Annotated in this window: 19 protein-coding genes; 9 read left to right on the top strand and 10 right to left on the bottom strand. The window is 61.9% G+C overall.

The window, feature by feature from the left end; all coding sequences use genetic code 11:
• Positions 1–9: 9 nt before the first annotated feature.
• From QNH97_RS13725 to QNH97_RS13700, 6 genes are all read left to right on the top strand, one after another.
• Positions 10–567 (top strand): hypothetical protein, encoded by a 558-nt coding sequence (locus QNH97_RS13725; RefSeq protein ID WP_283557325.1) that lies wholly within the window; start codon positions 10–12, stop codon positions 565–567.
• A gap of 49 nt (positions 568–616) precedes the next feature.
• Complete coding sequence (locus QNH97_RS13720) at positions 617–1,537, top strand: LysR family transcriptional regulator (protein WP_283557324.1); 921 nt, start codon at positions 617–619, stop codon at positions 1,535–1,537.
• Between the two features lie 97 nt (positions 1,538–1,634).
• Positions 1,635–3,014 (top strand): UDP-glucose dehydrogenase family protein, encoded by a 1,380-nt coding sequence (locus QNH97_RS13715; protein ID WP_283557323.1) that lies wholly within the window; start codon positions 1,635–1,637, stop codon positions 3,012–3,014.
• 174 nt (positions 3,015–3,188) lie between these two features.
• The gene (locus QNH97_RS13710; protein WP_283557322.1) at positions 3,189–3,896 is read left to right on the top strand and encodes an HPP family protein; all 708 of its coding nucleotides are present in this window, start codon (positions 3,189–3,191) and stop codon (positions 3,894–3,896) included.
• Between the two features lie 134 nt (positions 3,897–4,030).
• Positions 4,031–5,137, top strand: a complete 1,107-nt coding sequence (locus QNH97_RS13705; RefSeq protein ID WP_283557321.1) for an enoyl-CoA hydratase/isomerase family protein — start codon at positions 4,031–4,033, stop codon at positions 5,135–5,137.
• Positions 5,138–5,140: 3 nt separating this feature from the next.
• On the top strand, positions 5,141–6,292 hold the full coding sequence (locus QNH97_RS13700; RefSeq protein ID WP_283557320.1) for an acyl-CoA dehydrogenase family protein: 1,152 nt from the start codon (positions 5,141–5,143) through the stop codon (positions 6,290–6,292).
• A 126-nt stretch (positions 6,293–6,418) separates the two neighbouring features.
• Here the strand turns inward: QNH97_RS13700 and QNH97_RS13695 are convergent, their stop codons facing one another.
• The 7 genes from QNH97_RS13695 to pssA form a co-directional block, all read right to left on the bottom strand.
• Complete coding sequence (locus tag QNH97_RS13695; RefSeq protein WP_283557319.1) at positions 6,419–7,192, bottom strand: enoyl-CoA hydratase; 774 nt, start codon at positions 7,190–7,192, stop codon at positions 6,419–6,421.
• Between the two features lie 13 nt (positions 7,193–7,205).
• On the bottom strand, positions 7,206–8,333 hold the full coding sequence (locus QNH97_RS13690; protein WP_283557318.1) for an acyl-CoA dehydrogenase: 1,128 nt from the start codon (positions 8,331–8,333) through the stop codon (positions 7,206–7,208).
• 9 nt (positions 8,334–8,342) lie between these two features.
• The gene (locus QNH97_RS13685) at positions 8,343–9,533 is read right to left on the bottom strand and encodes an acetyl-CoA C-acyltransferase (protein WP_283557482.1); all 1,191 of its coding nucleotides are present in this window, start codon (positions 9,531–9,533) and stop codon (positions 8,343–8,345) included.
• An 8-nt stretch (positions 9,534–9,541) separates the two neighbouring features.
• Entirely contained in the window at positions 9,542–10,303 is a 762-nt protein-coding gene (locus QNH97_RS13680) for an SDR family NAD(P)-dependent oxidoreductase (protein WP_283557317.1), read from the bottom strand.
• 16 nt (positions 10,304–10,319) lie between these two features.
• Positions 10,320–11,984, bottom strand: a complete 1,665-nt coding sequence (locus QNH97_RS13675; protein WP_283557316.1) for an AMP-binding protein — start codon at positions 11,982–11,984, stop codon at positions 10,320–10,322.
• Positions 11,985–12,173: 189 nt separating this feature from the next.
• On the bottom strand, positions 12,174–13,190 hold the full coding sequence (locus QNH97_RS13670; RefSeq protein ID WP_283557315.1) for an AraC family transcriptional regulator: 1,017 nt from the start codon (positions 13,188–13,190) through the stop codon (positions 12,174–12,176).
• A gap of 11 nt (positions 13,191–13,201) precedes the next feature.
• Positions 13,202–14,545: a CDP-diacylglycerol--serine O-phosphatidyltransferase gene (gene pssA, locus QNH97_RS13665; protein WP_283557314.1), complete on the bottom strand. Its 1,344-nt coding sequence runs from the start codon at positions 14,543–14,545 to the stop codon at positions 13,202–13,204.
• 121 nt (positions 14,546–14,666) lie between these two features.
• Between pssA and QNH97_RS13660 the strand changes: the two genes are divergently transcribed.
• From QNH97_RS13660 to QNH97_RS13650, 3 genes are all read left to right on the top strand, one after another.
• Positions 14,667–15,236 (top strand): TetR/AcrR family transcriptional regulator, encoded by a 570-nt coding sequence (locus QNH97_RS13660; RefSeq protein WP_283557312.1) that lies wholly within the window; start codon positions 14,667–14,669, stop codon positions 15,234–15,236.
• Positions 15,237–15,292: 56 nt separating this feature from the next.
• Entirely contained in the window at positions 15,293–15,772 is a 480-nt protein-coding gene (locus QNH97_RS13655) for a nuclear transport factor 2 family protein (RefSeq protein WP_283557311.1), read from the top strand.
• A 166-nt stretch (positions 15,773–15,938) separates the two neighbouring features.
• Positions 15,939–16,340 (top strand): hypothetical protein, encoded by a 402-nt coding sequence (locus QNH97_RS13650; RefSeq protein WP_283557310.1) that lies wholly within the window; start codon positions 15,939–15,941, stop codon positions 16,338–16,340.
• Between the two features lie 3 nt (positions 16,341–16,343).
• Here the strand turns inward: QNH97_RS13650 and QNH97_RS13645 are convergent, their stop codons facing one another.
• The 3 genes from QNH97_RS13645 to QNH97_RS13635 are packed head-to-tail and all read right to left on the bottom strand — an operon-like array spanning position 16,344 to position 19,637.
• Positions 16,344–16,967, bottom strand: a complete 624-nt coding sequence (locus QNH97_RS13645; RefSeq protein WP_283557309.1) for an RraA family protein — start codon at positions 16,965–16,967, stop codon at positions 16,344–16,346.
• Positions 16,960–17,784, bottom strand: a complete 825-nt coding sequence (locus tag QNH97_RS13640; protein ID WP_502944523.1) for an IucA/IucC family C-terminal-domain containing protein — start codon at positions 17,782–17,784, stop codon at positions 16,960–16,962. The genes QNH97_RS13645 and QNH97_RS13640 overlap by 8 nt, the downstream gene beginning before the upstream one ends.
• A gap of 5 nt (positions 17,785–17,789) precedes the next feature.
• Positions 17,790–19,637, bottom strand: a complete 1,848-nt coding sequence (locus QNH97_RS13635; RefSeq protein ID WP_283557480.1) for an IucA/IucC family protein — start codon at positions 19,635–19,637, stop codon at positions 17,790–17,792.
• Positions 19,638–19,647 lie beyond the last annotated feature (10 nt).

The following is a 19,647-nucleotide window of genomic DNA, read 5'->3' as shown; positions in this document are numbered from 1 at the left end:
GGATACCCGATGAACACGCCTCAACTGTCGATTCAGCAGTACATAAACGCCAAGGACGGCAACCGCCCTCACCTGCTGAGCCAAGCCTTGGCGCCGGATGCCATTCTGGACATGATCGTGCGCACAGGGTCGATCTCGTTCCCCGACCACGTTGAGGGCCGTGCTGCCATTGGCGATGTGCTGGTCAGTCGCTTTGGCCAGACCTTCGAGAACGTCTACACGTTTTGCCTGGGAGCCCCGCCGGCAACGGACGCCAACGTGTTCCAGTGCAAATGGCTGGTGGCGATGTCGGGCAAGGACGGCGGTGAGGCCCGTGTCGGTTGTGGTCTGTATGACTGGCAGTTCGATCCGACGTCGAGATTGACCGAGCGACTGACCATTACAATCCAACACATGAAGACCTTGCCGGCTGCTGATTTGCCGATGGTCATGGCGTGGGCATCGAGGCTCGACTATCCGTGGTGCAGCACCGAGGCGGCAGTGAGTAACGCGCCGGATTCAGGCGCGCTTCAGGACGTGATTCAATTCGTGATTAACCCAATCAGTGAAAAAAGAGCCCAACTCTGATCATTGTGCCCGGCTTGAGCCTCCATGACCCTTTCGAGGAACCACCCAAATGAACATCAAGTTTCTCGAAACCTTCGTCTGGGTCGCCCGCCTGAAGAGCTTTCGGCTCACAGCGGAGAAGCTGTTCACCACTCAGGCGTCCATTTCCAGCCGGATCGCGGCCTTGGAAGACGAAATGGGCGTGCGCCTGTTCGTGCGCGACTCCAAGGGTGTGTCGCTGACCTCCGAAGGACAGCGGGTGCTGGAATATGCCGAACGCATCATGGACACCATGCAAAGCATGAAGGCGGTGATCAAGGACCCTCGCCAGGTGCGTGGCCGAATCCGCATTGGCGCAATGGATACAGTGATCCACACCTGGCTCAGCCCTTTGGTCACCCGCCTGATGGCGTGTTATCCGGCGCTGGAGATCGAGTTGTCGGCCGACACCGCGAGCAACCTGTGTTCTCAGCTGGAGAAAGGCTACCAGGACATCATTTTCCAGACCGACATCCTGCGCCTCGACAGCGTGCGCAACGCCCTGCTGACCCGTTATCCGATGCATTGGGTGGTGCGCACCGGCTCCGTCTATGACCGGAATTATGCGTCGCTGGAGGGCCTGTCCCAGGAACGTATCGTGACCTTCTCGCGCAACTCACGGCCCCACCAGGACATCCTCAACCTGCTGCATTCCGCCAACATCGTCTCGCCACGCATCAACTGCGTGAACTCGGCGTCGGCCATCACTCGCCTGGTTCGTGATGGCTTTGGCATCGGCGCCATGCCCGCGGCATTGGTCCTGGGCGAACTGGCCCAGGGCACGCTGACCCTGGTGGACGGCGTACCGCTGCCGTCGGTGATGGACATCGTCGCCAGTTGGCGGACCGGCGCGGGAATGGAACGCGTGGAAGACATCGTCAGCCTGACCCGGGAAGTGGTCGACGAATTTGTGGCGCAACTGCCCGCGGGCTATCGGTTAGACGGCCTGTAAGTGAACTGCAACATCCCCGACTTACCCTGAGACGAGCGCGCTGCGGCAAAGCGCTGGTTGTGCCTGTCCGCCCGCTCGGAAATCCAGGGAGTCCGCCATGAAAATCAGTGTGTTCGGAAGTGGTTACGTCGGCTTGGTGCAAGCCGCCGTACTGGCCGAGGTAGGCCATGACGTGGTGTGCATGGACATTGACGAGCAGAAAGTCGAAAGCCTGCGCCAGGGCCACGTGAGTATCTACGAGCCTGGGCTGGCAGCGCTGGTGCGTGAAGGACTGGAAGCCGGACGATTGCACTTCACCAGTGACCCACAGCTTGCCGTGCAACACGGCCAGGTGCTGTTTATCGCGGTGGGCACGCCGTCCAGGGAAGATGGATCGGCCGATCTGTGCCAGGTCCTGGCAGTCGGTGAAGCGGTCGCCCGCTATCGCGAGCAACCGGTCCTCGTGGTGGAGAAGTCCACCGTACCGGTCGGCACTGGCGACGTCCTTCGGGCGCACATCGATAAATGCCTGCTCAAGGCCGGTCGCCTGTTGCAGTTCGATATCGTCTCCAACCCGGAATTTCTCAAGGAAGGCTCGGCGGTCGCCGATTGCCGTCGCCCTGACCGCATCGTGATCGGCTGCGAGCGCGATGAAGTCCGTGAAACCATGCGCGACCTGTACGCACCCTTCAACCGCAACCACGACCGGATCCTGTTCATGGACCTGCGCAGCGCCGAACTGACCAAATACGCCGCCAACGGCATGCTGGCGACGAAAATCAGCTTCATCAACCAGATCGCCGAACTGGCCGAACACCTGGGGGCCGACATCGAATCCGTGCGCCTGGGCATCGGTGCCGATTCGCGCATTGGCTACCACTTCATCTACCCGGGTTGCGGCTACGGCGGCTCGTGTTTTCCCAAGGACATGCGCGCCCTGATCCACACCGCCGAGCAGGCCAACTGTTCCAGCGATCTGCTGCAAGCGGTGGAAACCATCAATCAGCGACAGAAGCACAAGTTGTTCGAACGCATCAACGCGTTCTACAACGGTGATCTGCGAGGCAAGACCTTTGCGCTGTGGGGCCTGGCCTTCAAGCCCAACACCGATGACATGCGCGACGCACCGAGCCGCACGCTCTTGGAGTCGTTATGGGCCGCCGGTGCCAGCGTGCGCGCCTTTGATCCGGAGGCGATGCAGCAGACCCAATTGCTCTATCCCAATGAACAGAAACTCATGCTGATGGGCACGCCGGAATCGGTATTGCCGGGCGCCGATGCGCTGGTCATTTGTACCGAATGGCAGCCGTTCAAGGCGCCGGACTTTGACCTGATCCAGCAACGGCTCAAGGCGCCCGTGATTTTCGACGGGCGTAATCTGTATGACCCGGAACGCATGGCAGACAAAGGGTTTAGCTATTTCCCGATGGGCCGCGGACAATCGCGCCACCTGCCCATCGCCGCGCAGACCTGGTTCAAAGCCTCGAAAAGCGCGTGAAATGATTTTACCTCAAAAAAAATGCACTCAAGCAGCATTAATATGAATTTGTAAGCGCAGGTGACGACCGTCACACTGTGCCTCGTTCCTCCCCCAATTGTTGGAACACTTAAAGGGCTTTCAGGGATATTCCCGTAAGCCCCTTTTTTTGTTCGTTTTTTGGATTGTCGCTTAATGCTTGCTCGCTGGTTCCCCGCTGCTATCAATACCCGCCCTACCGAATGGAGTCGCGCCGCCATCGGCATGGCCCTGGGGACGATGTTCAGTGTCTGGCTCTGCAGCCAGGTCTATGGCCTCGAGGTGGCGCAACATCTGATTGGCCCTCTCGGCGCTTCCGCGGTGCTGTTGTTTGCCGTGTCTTCGGGTGCCCTCGCCCAACCCTGGTCGATTGTTGGCGGCTACCTGTGTGCATCTGTCGTGGCGCTGCTGGTGGCCCATGTGCTGGGACGCACGCTGGGCAGTGCGTGCCTGGCTGCCGGCATGGCCCTGGTGTTGATGTGTTGGCTGCGTTGCGTGCACCCGCCGGCAGGTGCCGTGGCGGCAACGCTGGTGCTGGCAGATTCCTCTATTGTTGCCCTCGACTGGCAAGCAGTCGGTGCCGCCATGCTGGCCGGTTCCGCCCTGCTTGTCAGCGCGCTGGCCTACAACAACCTGACGCGGGTGCGTTATCCGAAACGGGCGGCTGAACCGGTGGCCGTCATACCTGCCGACCATCCCCCTGTCGACCGTCAAGCCATCACCCCCGAGGATTTGAAGCTCGCTCTGGCGGAGATGGAGGCTTTCTTTGACGTAACCCCTGAAGATCTCGAGCAATTGATCCATATCAGCGAGCGCAATGCCAAGCGCCGGAGCATCACGGAGGTCCTGTCGGGTCGCGGTTGATCCTGTGGCTGCTATAAATATGCAGACAGGACCTGCACGTATCCCGGTTGTGCAATGCAAATTTGCACTGTTACGATCCCGACCTGGTACGTGCGATACACTTTATAAAGAACAATAAAAGCAGGGAGTTAGCGATGACTGCTCAGGTTTCACCCCAAGCCGCAGGGACCGTCGATGTCACGGCCCGTGAGGTGTTGGTCGATGTCCGCAACCATATCGGCCACTTGACCCTGAACCGCCCCGCCGGCCTCAATGCCCTGACCCTGGGCATGGTGCGCAGCTTGCAACAACAACTGGATACCTGGGCCCTCGACCCACAGATCCGCGCGGTGGTACTGCGCGGCGCCGGCGACAAGGCGTTTTGCGCGGGCGGTGATATCCGCTCGCTGTATGACAGCCATAAGCAGGGCGATACGCTGCATCAAGACTTTTTCGTCGAGGAATACGCCCTCGACCTGACGATCCATCACTACCGCAAACCGGTTCTCGCCCTGCTGGATGGCTTCGTCCTGGGCGGCGGCATGGGGTTGGCCCAAGGCGCCGACCTGCGGGTGGTGACCGAACGCAGCCGCCTGGGCATGCCGGAAGTCGGCATCGGTTACTTCCCGGACGTGGGTGGCAGTTACTTCCTGCCGCGCATTCCTGGCGAACTGGGTATCTACCTAGGCGTCAGCGGTGTGCAGATCCGCGCGGCCGACGCGCTGTATTGCGGGTTGGCCGACTGGTACCTCGACAGTCACAAACTCGAACAGCTCGATGCGCGCCTCGATCGGTTGGAATGGCACGACTCTCCGCTCAAGGACCTGCAAAGCCAACTAGCCAAACTCGGCATGCAGCAACTGCCCGCCCCGCCCCTGGCCGACTTGCGTCCGGCCATCGATCACTTTTTTGCCCTCCCTGACGTGCCGAGCATGGTCGAACAGCTGCGCCAGGTCACGGTCGCCAACAGCCACGGGTGGGCCTTGAAAACCGCCGACCTGCTGGAAACCCGTTCGCCCCTGGCGATGGCCGTGACCCTGGAAATGCTGCGGCGCGGGCGCCACTTGAGCCTGGAAGACTGTTTTGCCCTGGAGCTGCACCTGGACCGGCAATGGTTCGAACGCGGCGACCTGATCGAAGGCGTGCGCGCGTTGCTGATCGACAAAGACAAGAACCCGCGCTGGAACCCGCCTACGCTGGAGGCGCTGGACGCTCTTCACGTAGCGAGTTTCTTCGACGGCTTCGACAACCACGGGAACTGAGCCATGCACGATCTTGAACTGACCGAAGAACAAGTGATGATCCGCGACATGGCCCGGGATTTTGCCCGTGGCGAAATCGCGCCCCATGCCCAGGCATGGGAAAAGGCCGGCTGGATCGACGATGGCCTGGTGGCGAAGATGGGCGAATTGGGCTTGCTGGGCATGGTTGTGCCCGAAGAATGGGGCGGCACCTATGTCGACTACGTGGCCTACGCCCTGGCGGTGGAAGAAATCTCCGCGGGCGATGGCGCCACCGGGGCGCTGATGAGCATCCACAACTCGGTGGGTTGCGGCCCCGTCCTCAACTACGGCACCGACGAGCAGAAACAGACGTGGCTGGCCGATCTAGCCAGCGGCCAGGCCATCGGCTGCTTCTGCCTGACCGAACCCCAGGCCGGCTCCGAGGCCCATAACCTGCGCACCCGCGCCGAACTGCGTGACGGTCAATGGGTCATCAACGGCGCCAAGCAATTCGTCAGCAACGGCAAGCGCGCGAAACTGGCAATTGTCTTTGCCGTGACGGACCCTGAGCTGGGCAAGAAAGGCATCTCGGCGTTCCTGGTGCCCACCGAAACGCCCGGTTTCATTGTCGATCGCACCGAACACAAAATGGGCATTCGTGCCTCGGATACCTGCGCCGTCACCTTGAGCAACTGCACCATCCCCGAGGCTAACCTGTTGGGCGCGCGTGGCAAAGGCCTGGCGATCGCCCTGTCCAACCTCGAAGGCGGCCGCATCGGCATCGCCGCCCAAGCACTGGGCATCGCGCGTGCCGCGTTTGAAGCTGCGCTGGCCTACTCGAGGGATCGGGTGCAGTTCGATAAACCGATCATCGAGCACCAGAGCATCGCCAACCTGCTGGCCGACATGCACACCCGCCTGAACGCTACCCGCCTGTTGATCCTGCATGCCGCACGGTTACGCAGCGCCGGTAAACCGTGCCTGTCGGAAGCGTCCCAGGCCAAGCTGTTCGCCTCGGAAATGGCCGAGAAGATCTGTTCCTCGGCGATACAGATTCATGGTGGGTACGGGTATCTCGAGGATTACCCGGTGGAACGCTACTATCGCGACGCGCGGATTACCCAGATCTATGAAGGGTCCAGCGAGATCCAGCGGATGGTGATTGCCCGGGAGTTGAAACACTACCTGGTGTGAGGGCTGGAAAAGCATCGCGAGCAAGCTCGCTCCCACAGGGCTCGGAGGTGTACGCAAATGCCGCGTACATCAACGATCCAATGTGGGAGCGAGCTTGCTCGCGATGGCGTCAATGAAGACACCGCCTTATTTGTCCTGAAACTCCGCCGCGCGCTTGGCCACGAATGCCGCCATGCCTTCCTTCTGATCCTGCGTGGCAAACGCCGCGTGGAAGACCCGGCGCTCGAAACGCACGCCTTCGGACAGGCTGACTTCAAAGGCGCGATTGACGCTTTCCTTGACCATCATGCTGATGGGCACTGACTTGGAGGCGATCAACGCAGCGGTTTTCAGTGCCTCATCCAGCAGTTCATCGGCCGGTACGATCCGCGCCACGATACCGCAGCGCTCGGCTTCCACCGCATCGATAAAGCGCCCGGTCAGGCACATTTCCATGGCCTTGGCCTTGCCCACCGCCCGGGTCAGGCGCTGGGTGCCGCCCATGCCCGGCAGCACGCCGAGGTTGATTTCCGGCTGGCCGAACTTGGCGTTGTCGCCCGCCAGGATGAAGTCGCACATCAAGGCCAATTCACAACCGCCGCCCAAGGCAAACCCGTTCACCGCCGCGATGATCGGCTTGCGGCGGTTGGCCACGCGGTCGCTGTCGCTGAACAGATCATCCAGGTAGATCTGCGGGTAAGTCAGGTCAGCCATTTCCTTGATGTCGGCGCCGGCGGCGAAGGCTTTTTTCGAGCCGGTCAGCACGATGCAACCAATCTTCGGATCCGCTTCCAGAAGGTCCAGCGCCTGGTTCAACTCGCTGACGATCTGCGCATTCAAGGCATTCAACGCCTGGGGACGGTTGAGGGTGATCAGGCCGACGCGGTCCTTGATCTCCAATAAAATCGTTTCGTAGCTCATGCAGGACTCCTGTTCAAAGATTGCGCGAAATGACCATGCGCTGAATGTCGCTGGTGCCTTCGTAGATCTGGCAGACCCGCACGTCGCGGTAGATGCGCTCCAGCGGGAAGTCGTTGAGGTAACCGTAACCGCCCAGGGTTTGCAACGCCATGGAGCAGACTTTTTCGGCCATTTCCGAGGCGAACAGCTTGGCCATGGAGGCTTCCACCAACGCCGGTTGACCGTTGTCCCGCAGGGCGGCGGCGTAATGCACCATTTGCCGGGCCACGGCGATCTGGGTGGCCATGTCCGCCAGGCGGAACGCCACGGCCTGGTGTTCGATGATCGGTTTGCCGAAACTCTGGCGTTCCCGGGCATAGTCGCGGGCAGCCTCGAACGCCGCGCGGGCCATGCCCACCGACTGCGCAGCGATGCCGACCCGCCCGCCTTCCAGGTTGGCCAGGGCGATCTTGTAGCCCTCGCCCTCCTCGCCCAGGCGATTGCCCACCGGCACCGTCACGTCCTCGAAGAGAATCTGGCAGGTGTCGGAGGCGTGCTGGCCGAGCTTGTCTTCGACCCGCGCCACGGTATAACCCGGCGAATCGGTCGGCACGATGAACGCACTGATGCCGCGCTTGCCAGCGCTCGGGTCGGTCACCGCGAACACGATCACCAGCCCGGCATTCTGCCCCGACGTGATGAACTGTTTGCAGCCGTTGAGCACGTAGTGGTCGCCATTCAGCTTGGCACGGGTCTTCAGACCACTGGCGTCGGAACCGGCCTGGGGCTCGGTCAAGGCAAAGGCGCCGAGCATCGCGCCGCTGGCCAGCGGCGTGAGGAAACGCGCTTTCTGATCGTCGTTGCCGTACTTGAGGATCGGCACGCAGCCCACCGAATTGTGCACGCTCATGATCGTCGAGCATGCTCCGTCGCCAGCGGCGATTTCTTCCAGGGTCATGGCATAGGCCAGGTAACCGGTGTCGCAACCGCCCCACTGCTCCGGCACGAGCATGCCGAAGAAGCCCAACTCGGCCATCTCGCCGATGGCTTCTTTGGGGAAGCGGTGCTCACGGTCCCATTCGGCGGCGAACGGTTTCAAGCGTTCCTGGGCGAAGTCCCGGGCCATGTCGCGGATTTGCGTCTGTTCTTCAGTCGGGAGCATGGTGATTCCTTAATACAGGCATTCGACGGCCATGGCCGTGGCTTCGCCGCCACCGATGCAAATCGCCGCGACGCCGCGCTTGAGGCCTTTCTGGCGCAGGGCCGAAAGTAATGTCACCAGGATCCGCGCGCCGGATGCACCGATGGGATGGCCCAGGGCGCAAGCGCCACCGTGGACATTGATCTTTTCATGGGGAATGTCCAGCTGTTGCATGGCGACCAAGCCCACCACGGCAAAGGCTTCGTTGACTTCGAACAGATCCACTTCATCCAGCGACCAGCCGGTTTTTTGCAGCAGTTTTTTCACCGCGCCAATCGGCGCCGTCGGAAACAGGCTTGGGGTATCGGCAAACGCCGCGTGAGCGTGAATCACCGCCAAGGGCTTCAAGCCTCGCTGCTGCGCCTGGCTCTGGCGCATCAGCACCAGGGCCGCCGCGCCGTCGGAAATGGAACTGGCGTTGGCCGCTGTTACAGTGCCACCGTCACGGAACGCCGCCTTGAGCGAAGGGATCTTGTCGATCCGCGCCTTGGGCGGCTGTTCGTCATGGCGGATCAGTACCTGCTCTTTGCCGACGGTGACCGTCAGCGGCACGATCTCGGCCTCGAAACTGCCGTCCTTGATCGCTTGCTGGGCACGGGTCGTTGACGCGATGGCAAAGGCATCCTGGGCTTCACGGCTCAAACCGTTGGCTTCGGCGCAGTCCTCGGCAAAGGTGCCCATCAGACGGCCCTTGTCGTAGGCGTCTTCGAGGCCGTCGAGGAACATGTGGTCCAGCACCTTGCCGTGGCCCATGCGGTAGCCGCTACGGGCGCGATCAAGCAGGTATGGCGCGTTGGACATGCTTTCCATGCCGCCAGCCACCACTACGTCGGCGCTGCCGGCGATCAGCATGTCATGGGCGAGGATCGCCGCTTCCATGCCCGAGCCGCACATCTTGTTGAGCGTGGTGCAACGGGTCGACTTGTCGAGCCCGGCCCCCAGCGCCGCCTGACGGGCCGGGGCCTGACCCAGGCCAGCCGCGAGTACGCAACCGAACAGCACTTCTTCAACCGCAGCGGGTGCAATGCCGGCACGTTCCACGGCGGCTTTAATGGCAGCGGCCCCCAGTTGCGGGGCGCTGAGGCTTTTCAATTCACCTTGAAAGCCGCCCATGGGGGTGCGGACGGCGCTGACGATGACAATCGGATCGTTGGACATGATTACTCCTCCTACTTGGCCGCCATGCGCAAGGCACCGTCGAGACGGATCACCTCGCCGTTGAGCATGCTGTTTTCAATGATATGCCTGACCAGCGCCGCGTACTCGACGGGTTTTCCAAGGCGTGGCGGAAAAGGCACCCCGGCGGCCAGGGAGTCGCGTACTTCGGGCGTCATGCCGGCCATCATCGGGGTTTCGAAAATCCCCGGGGCGATGGTCATCACGCGGATGCCGAAGCGCGCCAGTTCCCGTGCGGCCGGCAGGGTCAGACTGGCGATGGCGCCCTTGGACGCCGCATAGGCCGCCTGACCGATCTGGCCGTCAAAGGCCGCCACGGACGCGGTGTTGATAATAACGCCACGTTCGCCGTCGGCATTGGCCTCGGTTTCGGCGATGGCCGCTGCCGCCAGACGCAACAGGTTGAAACTGCCGATCAGGTTGACGTTGATCACTTGGCTGAAACTGGCCAAGGCGTGCGGGCCGTTCTTGCCGAGAATTTTCTCGCCGCGCACGATGCCCGCGCAGTTCACCAGGCCATTGAGACCACCGAAGGCCGCGACCGTGGCCTTGACCGCCGCTTCAGCGGCCGCCTCGTTACTGATGTCGGCCACCACGCTGTGGCAGCCAAGCTTCTGCGCCTGGGCCGCCACGGCTTCGGCATTGAGGTCCACCAGCATCACCTTGGCGCCGGCCTTGACCAGCATCTCGCCGGTCGCCGCACCGAGGCCGGACGCGCCGCCGCTGACGAGGAAAATCTTGTTGTCGATCTGCATCATGGTTTCCTTGGGTTCAAGCTGAAACGTTCTGCGCCGCGGCCTCTTGAGCCTTGGCGATCTCTTGGTTGCGCAAGATAAAGCGCTGCAATTTGCCGCTTGGGGTTTTCGGCAGATCGCTGACAAATTCGATTTCACGGGGATACGCATGGGCCGCCAGGCGTTTGCGCACGTGCTGGCGCAGCTCTTCGGCCAGTTCCGGCGCGGCGCGGTATTGGGCGCTGAGCACCACGAATGCCTTCACCAGCTCGGTGCGCTCCGGATCGGGTTTGCCGATCACCGCAGCTTCGACCACGGCCGGGTGTTCGATCAGTGCGCTTTCGACGTCGAACGGGCCGACGCGGTAGCCGGAGGTGGTGATCACGTCGTCGCTGCGCCCCACGAAGCTGATACTGCCGTCCGGGTTCAGCTCCACGGTGTCACCGCTCAAGTAGTAGTCACCCACGAAGGCCTTGGTCGGCCCGCCTTCGTAACCGGCAAACCAACACATGGGCGACTGGCTGCGATCCACCGCGAGGATGCCGGGCTGGGCGACGCCCAGCTCCTGATGGTTGTCATCCAGCACCACGATCCGGTGGCCAGGCGAGGCGAAACCGGCCGCGCCCACGTGCACCGGATGCTCCAGGCCGTGGTGGTTGCACAGCACCATGCCCAGTTCGGTCTGACCGTAATGATCGTGGATCACTACGTTGAGGTTGTCGGCAAACCAGCGGATCACCTCCGGGTTCAGCGGCTCGCCGGCGCTGCTGACGATGCGCAGCTTGCCCTGGATCGACCGGGCGAACTGCTCGCCCCCGGCAATCAGCAGGCGATAGGCCGTGGGCGAGCCCGTGAGGTTGGTGATGCCGTATTTATTGATGATCCGGCAGGTGCTTTCCAGGGTGAACGGGCCATCGTAGAACGTGATGGGATGCCCCATGGCCAACGGCCCGGTCACGCCGAAATAGATACCGTAGGCCCAACCCGGGTCGGCCACGTTCCAGAACGCGTCTTCGGGACGCAGGTCTACCGCATCACGGGTGTAGTTCTGGAACGCGACAATGGCCTTGAGCGGCACCGACAGCGCCTTGGCCGGCCCGGTGGTGCCGGAGGTGAACATCAGCAGAAACGGGTCTTCGCCAGTGAGCATCACCGGTTCGCACTGGCTGGAATGGTTGGCCACTTCGGCCCAGAAGCTGAAGTCGCCGCGAACGATGCCCTGCCCTTTCTCGCCGCCAACCGTGACAACGGTGGGACAAGCGGCAACCTCGTTGAGCTTGGGACGATTAACCCCATCGGTGACGACAATCCGCGCCCCGGAGCTGGCGAGGCGATGCTCGATGGCCTTGGGGCCGAACGCGGTGAACAGCGGCTGATACACCGCTCCGATGCGCCAGGTAGCGAGCACCACGATTAACAGTTCAGCGGTGCGCGGCAGCAGGCCGGCTACTTTGTCGCCCTTGCCGACGCCTTGGGCGAGCAGGAAATTGGCGAAGCGCGCGGCGTTGTCCTGCAGCTCCCGGTAGGTCCAGGTGGCATCGCTGCCATCGCGGCCCTCCCAGAACAGGGCTATGCGCCCCGGCAGCGCGTGCCGGTCACAACACTCGACGCAGGCGTTGAGTGCCTCAAGTGAGCCGTGCAACGCGGCATTGACGCTGTGCTGGTAATCGAACTGCGCCGTGGCGGACGAATAATCGCGCATGACCAGAATCCCTCTGTATTTTTTATTGGCTGGGGAACCGTAAATAGCAGGCAAATACTCGCGCCGACGGGCTTCGGCGGCAATGGTCAAAGCCATCAAGTTGCTTGACTGGTTTGGCCATGGTCCGGGGGAAGTGTTGTCTGTCGAGCCCCTTGTGGCCTGTCAGGCACATTTTCGCAGAAGATGGGCTCAGTCGGGGTTGTTGAGAATCAGGTTGCGGTAATGCCCCGGATTCGACCCGGACCACTTGCGAAACGCTTTGTAGAAGGAGCTGGCATCGGCGAAACCCAGGCGCGAGGCAATCTCGACGAAGCTGATGGACGGCTCGGCGAGCCAGGCGATCGCCAGTTCCTTGCGCACGCTGTCCTTGAGGCCTTGATAGGTCTGACCCTCCTCCGCCAGGCGTCGGCGCAGGGTGGAAGCGGAAACACACAGCTGCTGGGCCAGGGTCTCGGTTTCCGGCCACTGCTCGGCAGGCAGTTGGCGCAAGTCGTGCCTGATGCGGCTGGCGAGGCTTTGCGGGTTGCGGTACTTGACCAGGATGTTGGCCGGCGCCTGGGCCAGGAAGCGCTTGAGCTCCTCGGGGCTGCGCCTGATGGGCAGGTCCAGGCAGTCGGCGGCGAAGATCATCCGCGTGCGGGGCCGGTCGAAACGCAGGTTCTGGGAGAACATCACCCGGTAGTCGTCGCAGAAGTCCGGCGCCGGGCAGCGCAATTCAACGGCAAGAATGGGAATACGTCGCCCGGCCAGCCAGCAGGCCACGCCATGAACGATCATCCAATAGGTGAAATAAGTGAAGGCCCGCCGTGGCGCGTGATCGTCTTCCAACAGGACGATTTCCGCCAGGCTCTGCTGGCGAGCCCACTGGGCCGGCAGGTGTTCGAGCATCAGCGACAGAAACCCGAGTCCCGTCGTCAACCCGGTCGCCAGCGTGGGCTGGGCCATGGCGCACTGACAGAGAAACGCCAGGCTGCCTGACTTGAGTTTGCGCGGGTCCATGCCGAAAAACTCGTCATCCAGGCGCCGCGCCAACAAACGCCAGAGCCGCGCATAGGCATGGGCCGGCACCCGCGCCAGGGGATCATCGAGTAGCCCAGGGTCGATGCCGACCTTGCTCAGCACCTCCTCAGTGGCAGCTCCAGGGACGCAGCTTTGCAGCAGCGCCTCTCGCACCAACTGGATGGAGATGGTGTCTTTTTCCGACATGGCGCGGGTTTTCACAGGATCCGGTAAAGCAGCCGTTCTATCCGCACCCGACTGACCCGCTTGAGGAACTTGCTCACTGCTGCGGGGTAATCCGGCAGGGTCTCGAGGTCCAGGTAGCGTTCGATCCGGCGGGTGTGCCGGTAGATCTGCTCAAGCTCGGCCTGACGCGGTGCCAGCAACTCGCCCTTGGGGTCGTCCAGCAACAGGGCGTTTTCCAGGTCCAGGCGAAAGGCCCGTGGGTTGAGGTTGTTGCCGGTAAGCAAGGTGTAACGCTCATCAACCCACATGCCCTTGAGGTGATAGGTGTTGTCACCGTCACGCCACAGGTGCAGGTTCAACTGCCCGCTGTCGATGTAGCGTTGATGGCGCTTGGCGAAGCGCCGCAGGCTGATCTCGTAGAGATAGGGCAGCGCGGCGATGATCTTGAACGGCTCGCTCGGCGGAATGTAGAAATCGTTGGCGGTCTTGTCGCCGACGATGATGTCGATCCTGACCCCACGGGCCAAGGCGCGGTTGATCTCGCGGGTCACGGCCAGAGGCAGGTTGAAGTACGGTGTGCAGATGGTCAGTTGTTGGCGGCTGCTGGCGATCAGTTCGCCGATCACCCGGCTCAGCGTGTTGTTCTTGCCCACGCCCAACAACGGACTTACCGACAGACCACTTTTGTCGAGGCTGCCGGCGTTGGTGTCATACGCCGCGTGCTTGAGACGACTGCGCAGGTCGCCGATGTCATTGCGCAGGCTGCGGGTGCTGGGCAGGTTCGGCAGGTCCAGGCGATGCACCGCCTTGGAGGTGATCAAGCCGTGCTGCACCAGGTGCTGCATCGAATCGGCCAGTGCCGCGTTCTGCAACAGGTGGTAGCGGTCGTAGCGGTACTTGTCGAATTTGTGCAGGTAGACGTTATTCAGGCTCGCGCCGCTGTAGAGCACACAGTCGTCGATCACGAAGCCTTTCAAGTGCAGGACGCCGAACAGCTCGCGAGTCTGCACCGGTACGCCGTAGACCGGCACTTCGCTGGCATGGGTGCGCGTCTGTTCCTGGTACCAGGCCGAGTTGCCCGGCTGCTTCTTGGCGCCGATCAGCCCGCGCTGGGCCCGCAACCAATCCACCACTACGACTACATCCAGTTCGGGACGCGCCGCTTTGGCGGTATGCAGGGCATCGAGGATTTCCTGGCCCGCCTCGTCCTCTTGCAAGTACAGGGCGACGATGTAGATGCGCTGGGTGGCCTGGGCGATTTTCTCCAGCAGGCTACGGCGGAACTCGGCTGCGCCATCGAGGATGGTCACGGCGTCGGCGGTCAGTGCAAAGCTGCGCAGCTTGGGCAGCAGGGAGCGTTTGAAGAGCGACGGCATAGGGCTCGCAAAAGGTCGATTCCGAAGAACGCATGAGCTTACACCATGGACGAGGTTGGGTCTTCCCGTCGTCATGAAAAAAGATTTGACCAAGAAGAACGATCGTTCTACTGTCACATCCATGAACGAAATCAATAGCTCCGAAACACGAGACATCATCCTCGATGTCGCCGAAAAGTTGATCTACAAAAGTGGCATTGCGGCCACCGGCATGGACCTTCTGGTGAAAACCGCCGGCGTCTCCAGGAAAAGCATCTACCGCTATTTTGCCAACAAGGACGATCTGATCGTGGCCGCCCTCAAACGGCGGGATGAACGCTGGATGCACTGGTTCAGCAGCGAGGTCGACAAGGCGCCGACACCGGCCGCACGGCTGCTCAACCTGTTCACCGTGCTCAAGGGTTGGTTCGACAGCGAGGGCTTTCGCGGCTGTGCGTTCATCAACACCAGCGGCGAAACCGGCGACCCACAAGACCCGGTCCGCCAAGTGGCGAAGGTGCACAAACAGAAGTTACTCGGCTATGTCACCCGGCTGTGCGCTGACCAAGGTGTCGAACACCCGGACGCCCTGGCCCGACAATTACTGATCCTGATCGACGGCGCCATTACCGTTGCGCTAGTCATGGGCGATCACAGCGCCGCTGATGATGCCCGGGACATGCTCAAAACTTTATTGGTTGAAATTAACTAACACATGCACTTCTTAAACCGCTGTACACGTCGATAATCACTGTCTGGAGAGTTGCCATGTCGTCCCCCGCTGAAGTTCGTCCGCCCTTACCGCCCTTCACCCGTGAATCGGCTATCGAGAAAGTTCGACTGGCCGAGGACGGCTGGAACTCCCGGGATCCACAACGGGTGTCGCTGGCCTATACGCTGGATACGCAATGGCGTAACCGCGCCGAGTTCGTCCATAACCGCGAAGAAGCCAAGGCGTTCTTGACCCGCAAATGGGCCAAGGAGCTGGATTACCGGCTGATCAAGGAGCTGTGGGCCTTCACCGACAACCGCATCGCCGTACGCTACGCCTACGAATGGCACGACGATTCGGGCAACTGGTTCCGCTCCTACGGCAATGAAAACTGGGAATTTGACGAGCAGGGCCTGATGTCCAACCGCTACGCCTGCATCAACGATATGCCGATCAAGGAAAGCGAGCGTAAATTCCATTGGCCGCTGGGACGCCGGCCGGATGATCATCCGGCGTTGTCCGAGTTGGGGCTGTAGGCCCTCTGGCCCACCACAATCCCCTGTGGGAGCGCTGGAGCGCACTGTCGCGGCAGACAAGTGGCCACCCGACAGGGTTGACCCGCGAGGCGCCAGGCATCACATTGCCTGGGACAGCCCATCGCCTCAGAGGCGGCTTCGTAGTGTTGCAGACTTTGTGGAGCCCATGACCGCGTCGATTCCGATCCGCCCCCCCTGCCCGCCCGGCGTCTGTGATTGTGGGCGCGACGCACTGCTGCAAACACCTGGCAGCGACCTGCGCATCCTTTGCTTCAATCGCCAGGAAGAAAAGCGCCTGCTCGAACGGTTGGAAAACATCCAGAGCCTGGATGAACTCGAGCGCCTACAGCAACGTTTGTACGAGAACCTGGGCATCCGCCTGACCGTCGAACCCGGCTACAACGAAGTCCGGACCATGCGGGGCATCGCCATCGAATTCCAGGACCAGCCCGGCCTGTGTCGCAAGATTCGGCAGACGATCCCAGCCGCCATCCGCCGCGGCCTGGAAAAACGCCCCGAAATCGCCTGGCGACTGCTGGACGCCCACGACCTGTTCCGCGACGCCTGACGATCAGCGTGCCGCCGGGATGCGTTGCAAGAACTCGGTTCTTTTCAATTGATCCGCCTGCTCCTTCGCCAACAGTTTCGGCAACAGGTCGATGGCCTGTTGCACGCCGAGGATGAACACCCCGTCATCGTCGCCGATCGCGATGTCCCCGGGTCGCACCGTGATACCTGAAACCTGGATCGGTTGGTCGACCTCGCCACCCAGGCCAAGACTGCGGGTCGTGAACGCGCTGACACTGCGACTGAACACCGGCAGGCGATGGGTGCGCAAGGCCACCACGTCGGTCACCGCGCCGCACACCACAACGCCGGCCAACCCTTTGATCAGGCCGGCCAGTGTTCGCAGCTCTCCCCAGCAGGCACATTCGGGGTCGCCCACGCACTCCACCACCAGCACGTCCCCTGGTTCGCTGAGCAGCAAGGCTTCGCGCAGGACGCTGCCGTCCGGGGTGAAGAGCTTCACCGTGACGACTTTGCCTACCATGCGCAGATTATCGAACAACGGGCGGATCCCCCGTAGATAACCCGTATCGGTGAAATGCCCGACAGTGGACGAAGGGATGCTTCGGTACTGCGCCAGCAGCGATGCGGTAATCCCCGTGAGCGGCGGCGCGATTGAATCATTCATGTTTTTTTCTCTTTCGCAGCAACGGGCAGGCCGAACAGTATTCGACCGGGTTGCTGGCCTTGTAATAGAAACAGCAGGTACGTCGCAGACGCCGACAGTCCAGACCGTTTCCAAGGGGCATGGGGGGACGGCGAAAATACTGCAATGGGTTGTAGTCGAGGCCGAACAAAGCTGGATCAGCCTGGTTCAGCAGCCAATCGAAGTCAGCCTCGACACGACGGCGTACGGAAGGATCCTGAAGGCTGTCCATGCGTTTTTCGTACAGCGAGTACACCCGCACCGCGGTGTTTTCCCAGAGAATGCGCCGGGAAATACCGCTGACCTGGACGAAGCAGTCCCAAAGTGGTTTGAGCAACCCGGCGAACAAATCGCTGACCAACATTTCGCGCCAGTGCTCCCGGTGGCCATTGACGTAGCCCTGCGGCTCAAGGTCCAGCAGCGGCATCGACGAGGTCCAGCGCCCCTCGTCGTGGCCGTACTCGATGATGCAGTTATCCAGGGACAGCCGCAGCCCCTTGTCACATGCCGACAACGCATAAAGACAGGCGCCGGTCGCGAGGAACGCAATCCGCTTGCTCAACAACGAAGCGGTGATCGCCCGGGATGGCGAGCCGATCACCGGTGTCAGCTCATCCAACAAACGCAGGCACACGCCGCCGTTCAATAGTTCATGGGCTGCCAGGGAGCGCACCGGATCGCGCCCCCCTGCTGGCTTGAGCCGCAAGGCGCCGCTGAGCACCGCCCATTCGCCGGCCGTAAAACCACGGGACACAACGGCGCAAGCCCGTTCAGCCCCACGCATGCTGTTGGCCACCATGCCCCTCAGGCCTCCAGGGACAGCCGGCGGAACGGGTTGACCACCTCGCCCTTGCCGAACGGCATGCTGCCTGGGCCACCGGCCCGCTCGATCATCGGGGTGAGCAACAGTTTCTGCGGCCAGTTTGGCGCGTCGAACAGCTGGCGCTTGATCATCGCCCGCGCATCGTCGTCGAAGTCGATGGTTTCGATCAGCTCGTCCAGCACGTTTCGCAGGGTCAGCCACAGGCCGGTCACTGGCATCGAATAAACCTGCGCCAGGGTGTCCATGATTGCCCGCATGTTGACCTGGATACCCAAGGTCTGCAGCCAGAACAACAGGTCTTCCGGGCGCTCGTGATACAGGGTGTTGGCGTGGCCTTTCTTGATGCGATACTCCGGGTCCGCCATACCGTTGCGCTCAAGCCACGGCACGAAAATACGCAGCGAATCGTGGTCGCGCAGCAGCAGGCCATCGGCGTGGCCGTCCTTCCAGACCAGCACCGCGTTCTGTCCGTGGACTTCGCCCAACATGCCGAGGCGGAACATGCGCAGGTTGATGTCAAAGAAGCTGCGGGCCAGTTCGCGGAACAAGGTCATGACCGATCCGGCCTCAGCCGGCAGGTTGCGGTAGTGCATCCAATCATCGAAGAAGTGCCGGTTGCTGCCCGGCAACGGCGTGCCCAGGGCAGCCATGGGCAGCAAACGGGTATCGGCCTCCTCGAGCAACGCCCTCGGGTAGCCCCGGACCATCGCCGACAGGTGCCGTGGTGCTTCGTCGAACAACGTGGCCTGCGGCGGCATGAACGCCCACCACTTGCTCTCGTCGCACAGGTGCAGGGATTGGCGCAGCGTGGTGTCTTTTTCCAGCACCTCGTGAAGCAAGGCTTCGCTCAGCCCGCCGTTGATCATCTTCACCGCCGGCAGGTAGCGGGACGCACCCAGGGAGTGGATCGCCATCGGCAACTTGAGGTAATCGGCGCTGTTGAAGCACGGTGTCATGGAACGCAGGGACGAGGTGGCAAAGAAATCGCCGTCATTGAAGCTCAGCCGCTGGCAGTCACCCTTGGCAAATACCTCCCCCAGTTGTTTGTCGAGCACATGCTCCCATTGCCACGGGTGGACCGGCAGCGCGACATGGCTGTCGGCCAAGCCGCGATCTTGCATTTCCTGGCCAAGACGGGCCTGCAGATCCTGCGGCAACAGGTAGCGCGCCGGATGACACTGCGCCAGGTCACCCACGCCCTCGCCGCATTGCAGCAGCGTGCGATCCACCGCCGCCCAGTTCAAGGCCACCGGACGGGCGAATTCGGCCTGGTAACGGCGATACTCTTCATCGTCGAGGCCCTGCTTGGCCTTGGCCAGCGGGTGGTATGGACGGTCACGCAACGAGGCCCATTGCTCCATGGTGCGGAAAAAGGTCGCCGGATCCTGGGCCATCAGATCCCGGTCATCGACGCCGTGAGACAAGGACAACGCCGTTTGGATAACGCTGGTGTGCAGCACGTCGAGAAACAGCGCCAGGCCTTTATCGTTGTCCTTGAAGCGCTCGCTCATCGCGCCGAACACGCGCTTCATGAAGTCGTCTGGGGAGAGGACCGTCCATTGCTCGTCCTGGCGCGCCAGCACTGGCGTGCCCGGGACCTTCTCCCATTGCTGGGTGATGCCGGGACGCAGGGCGATACTGATGAAGCGCTGTTCGGCCGGATCGCAGCACCATTCCCAGATGTGCTGCCCAGTTTGAGCCGGGGCTTTGGGATGGGCTTGCTGCCAATCGGCAACGCTCACCAGGGGCAAGGGATCGGTACCGAAGAAATGCTCGGCCAGCAGGCAGTCCACCAGGTCCTGCATGACGATGTTGGCCGCTTGGCCCATGGCCTGTGGG

It is taken from the genome of Pseudomonas sp. G2-4, assembly GCF_030064125.1.
Lineage (GTDB): Bacteria > Pseudomonadota > Gammaproteobacteria > Pseudomonadales > Pseudomonadaceae > Aquipseudomonas.
The sequence above is the reverse complement of the archived record's forward strand: the minus strand, read 5'-3'. Positions and strand labels throughout refer to the sequence as shown.

What these genes read in the sequence shown, in the direction of transcription:
- QNH97_RS13675 (WP_283557316.1), bottom strand. Translation starts at nt 11,984, where the DNA reads ATGCGCGATTATTCGTCCGCCACGGCGCAGTTCGATTACCAGCACAGC.
- QNH97_RS13680 (WP_283557317.1), bottom strand. Translation starts at nt 10,303, where the DNA reads ATGCAGATCGACAACAAGATTTTCCTCGTCAGCGGCGGCGCGTCCGGC.
- QNH97_RS13715 (WP_283557323.1), top strand. Translation starts at nt 1,635, where the DNA reads ATGAAAATCAGTGTGTTCGGAAGTGGTTACGTCGGCTTGGTGCAAGCC.
- QNH97_RS13720 (WP_283557324.1), top strand. Translation starts at nt 617, where the DNA reads ATGAACATCAAGTTTCTCGAAACCTTCGTCTGGGTCGCCCGCCTGAAG.
- QNH97_RS13635 (WP_283557480.1), bottom strand. Translation starts at nt 19,637, where the DNA reads ATGGGCCAAGCGGCCAACATCGTCATGCAGGACCTGGTGGACTGCCTG.
- QNH97_RS13725 (WP_283557325.1), top strand. Translation starts at nt 10, where the DNA reads ATGAACACGCCTCAACTGTCGATTCAGCAGTACATAAACGCCAAGGAC.
- QNH97_RS13650 (WP_283557310.1), top strand. Translation starts at nt 15,939, where the DNA reads ATGACCGCGTCGATTCCGATCCGCCCCCCCTGCCCGCCCGGCGTCTGT.
- QNH97_RS13655 (WP_283557311.1), top strand. Translation starts at nt 15,293, where the DNA reads ATGTCGTCCCCCGCTGAAGTTCGTCCGCCCTTACCGCCCTTCACCCGT.
- QNH97_RS13695 (WP_283557319.1), bottom strand. Translation starts at nt 7,192, where the DNA reads ATGAGCTACGAAACGATTTTATTGGAGATCAAGGACCGCGTCGGCCTG.
- QNH97_RS13705 (WP_283557321.1), top strand. Translation starts at nt 4,031, where the DNA reads ATGACTGCTCAGGTTTCACCCCAAGCCGCAGGGACCGTCGATGTCACG.
- QNH97_RS13670 (WP_283557315.1), bottom strand. Translation starts at nt 13,190, where the DNA reads ATGTCGGAAAAAGACACCATCTCCATCCAGTTGGTGCGAGAGGCGCTG.
- pssA (WP_283557314.1), bottom strand. Translation starts at nt 14,545, where the DNA reads ATGCCGTCGCTCTTCAAACGCTCCCTGCTGCCCAAGCTGCGCAGCTTT.
- QNH97_RS13690 (WP_283557318.1), bottom strand. Translation starts at nt 8,333, where the DNA reads ATGCTCCCGACTGAAGAACAGACGCAAATCCGCGACATGGCCCGGGAC.
- QNH97_RS13710 (WP_283557322.1), top strand. Translation starts at nt 3,189, where the DNA reads ATGCTTGCTCGCTGGTTCCCCGCTGCTATCAATACCCGCCCTACCGAA.
- QNH97_RS13700 (WP_283557320.1), top strand. Translation starts at nt 5,141, where the DNA reads ATGCACGATCTTGAACTGACCGAAGAACAAGTGATGATCCGCGACATG.
- QNH97_RS13645 (WP_283557309.1), bottom strand. Translation starts at nt 16,967, where the DNA reads ATGAATGATTCAATCGCGCCGCCGCTCACGGGGATTACCGCATCGCTG.
- QNH97_RS13640 (WP_502944523.1), bottom strand. Translation starts at nt 17,784, where the DNA reads ATGGTGGCCAACAGCATGCGTGGGGCTGAACGGGCTTGCGCCGTTGTG.
- QNH97_RS13660 (WP_283557312.1), top strand. Translation starts at nt 14,667, where the DNA reads ATGAACGAAATCAATAGCTCCGAAACACGAGACATCATCCTCGATGTC.